A 2,467-nucleotide genomic window follows, 5' to 3' on the forward strand; every position below is an offset into this window, starting at 1 on the left:
CCGATGCCTGCGCCGCCGGCACCATGGCCATCGGCAGTGCTTACCGGGCCATCGAGCGCGGCGAGATCGACGTGGCTCTTTGCGGCGCCGTCGAACTGATGGCCAACGAATTGCCTTATTACATGTTCAACAGCCTTGGGGCGCTGTGTCAGGCCGATCTGCCTGCGAGTGAGCAAAGTCGCCCGTTCATGCCGGACCGCAGTGGTTTTGTACTCAGCGAAGGTGCGGCGATGGTCGTGCTCGAATCCGCCGCGCACGCCCAGCGGCGCAAGGCCGCGCCACTGGGGCGGGTGCTGGGTTACGCAAATGTCTGCGAGGCCCAGAAGATGACGTCCAGTAGCCGCGACGGCAGCAAATACGAGGAATGCATGGAAGCCGCAATCGAAGATGCCGGGCTGCTGCGCAGTGCCGTGCAACACGTCAACACCCACGGCACCTCCACTCAGGCCAACGACAGTTGTGAAGCGCTGGCGCTGCAACGGTTGTTCGGTGGATGCCAGGACTTCATGACCTTCACCGCGAACAAGTCCGCCATCGGCCACTCTCTGGCCGGCAGCGGTGCGATCGAAGCGGTGCTGTCGTTGATCAGTCTGCGCGAGGGGGTGCTGCTGCCAACCCTGAACTATCAGCATGAGCGTAGCGAATACCCGTCGCTGAAATTCCTGAGCGAACCGGCGCGGCAGCCGATCAGCGTGGTGATGTCCAATTCGTTCGGCTTCGGCGGCATCAACAGCTCGCTGGTTCTGGGGAGGGCATGACATGAACCGAGCCATCTATATCAATGCCGCTGCCGTGCTGAACGCAGCCGGCAGCGAATGCGCCGACTTGCTTGGCACCCCGCCGGCAGCCCAGCCACTGGCCTTTGACCCTCGGCGCCAGGCATTCGCCTTGCCGACGCCGCGTCTGGCCAGTGACCTGTTCGACCGCAAAATCCAGCGCAGCGTCGAGCCGCAGGGGTTGCGGCTGCTGCATTGCACCGCGCGGCTGGCGCCAGCGCTGGCGGCACTGCAATTGCCCGCGTCGCGCATCGCCCTGACGGCGGCCATTCCGGAGGTCGACGCCCCGAGCCCTTGCTGGGACGCGGTGCAAGCGATCATCGAACAGCCGCAAAAACAGCTTGTGCAACTGCTGGCCAATACGCCGCCGCTGCACGCGCTGACCCTGCTCAACAGCAGCGTCATGGCTTATGTCGCCGAAGCGCTGAATTGCCATGGGCCGATGGGCGGTTTCTGTTCTCAGGACAACGCCGGGCTTGATGCGCTGATCGAAGCCTGCCAGCAGATCGGCGAACGCCGTGCTGATGCGGCGCTGGTGGTCAGCAGCAGCCCGAACCTGACGCCGGCGCTGTACCTGCGGGACTCCGATCCGGCAGGCGAACCGGTTTTCGGTGAAGGCGCAGCGGCTTTGCTGCTGGCCGCGACCCCGCCTGCGGGCGCGACACAGATGCTGCGCGTGGCCGGTTTTGCCCGCGGCTACAGCGCCGATCCGCAACGCGCTGCTGCGGTCGGTCAACGTGTGATCGAACAGGCCCTGAGTCGCGAGAAGCTGCGTCTGGGCGACGTCGAGCACCTCGTCGGCAACGGCGATGACGCTCAATTGATGAGCGTGCTCCAAGCCTCCCGGCACGGCCTGCGCCACACGCGGGTCTTCACCGGTGAGTTGGGCGCCAGCGGCCTGTTGACCGATGTCGCCCTGACGTTGCACCTCAGCCGTGAAGCGGCCGCGACGCCGGGCTACACGTTGCTTGTCAGCCACACCCGCGCCGGTCACTGGGGCGCGTTGCTGTTGGCCAGTGAAACCATGGAGAAGCACGCATGAGTGCGACACGGATTGTGATCACCGGAATGGGCGCCGTCACCGGCTTCGGTTTCGAATGGCAGACCCTCTGGGAAAAAATGCTCGGCGCCGAACATTGTGTGCGGCCGTGGCAACCCGATGACGTGGACGACGGGACATTTGCCGTGCGCTATGCCGCGCCTGTCGACATGCGCCTGATGCCGGAAAAACTGCAAGACCACCCGGCCTGGACGTTGCCCCTGGAAAAGCGCAGCCGCTTTGGCTGGGTGGCTGCCACCCAGGCGGTCAGCGACAGCGGCCTGCAGCCAGAGCAGTTGCGCGGCGCGGCGGTGTTGTGTGCCTCGGGTGCACCGCAGCACATGCTCGCCGACATGCTGTTGACCGAGTCGCCGCAGGGCGGTGTGCCGGGCTGGCAGCATTTGATGTCGCGATCGGCCCAGGTCAGTGCCGAAGGTTCGCTGCGTCAGAGCAATGACCGGCTGGCGCGTGTGATCGCCGACGATCTGCGGTGTGAAGGACCGGTGATCAACATCAGCAGTGCCTGCGCCGGTGCTTCTCAGGCCATCGGCAATGCCTTTCAGATGATTCGACGTGGCGAAGTCAGCGTGGCGCTGGCCGGCGGTGCCGATTCGGTGCTCAACCTGGACACCATGGCCGAGCAGGTACAGCG

The 2,467-nt window shown here is 65.1% G+C and carries 3 protein-coding genes; all 3 read left to right on the forward strand.

Features of this window, described 5'->3' with window-relative positions; genetic code table 11:
* The coding region (locus tag DBR24_RS24105; protein WP_146189113.1) for a beta-ketoacyl-[acyl-carrier-protein] synthase family protein at window positions 1–758 on the forward strand (758 nt) is incomplete at its 5' end.
* 1 nt (window position 759) lies between these two features.
* Window positions 760–1,818, forward strand: coding sequence for a beta-ketoacyl synthase (locus DBR24_RS24110; RefSeq protein WP_128615988.1), 1,059 nt, complete (start codon window positions 760–762; stop codon window positions 1,816–1,818).
* Window positions 1,815–2,467, forward strand: a 653-nt coding sequence (locus DBR24_RS33515) for a beta-ketoacyl synthase N-terminal-like domain-containing protein (RefSeq protein WP_305889137.1), incomplete at its 3' end; no start/stop codon positions are given. The genes DBR24_RS24110 and DBR24_RS33515, both read left to right, overlap by 4 nt.

This window comes from Pseudomonas sp. HMWF006, from assembly GCF_003061205.1.
In the GTDB taxonomy this organism is placed as follows: Bacteria; Pseudomonadota; Gammaproteobacteria; order Pseudomonadales; family Pseudomonadaceae; genus Aquipseudomonas; species Aquipseudomonas monsensis.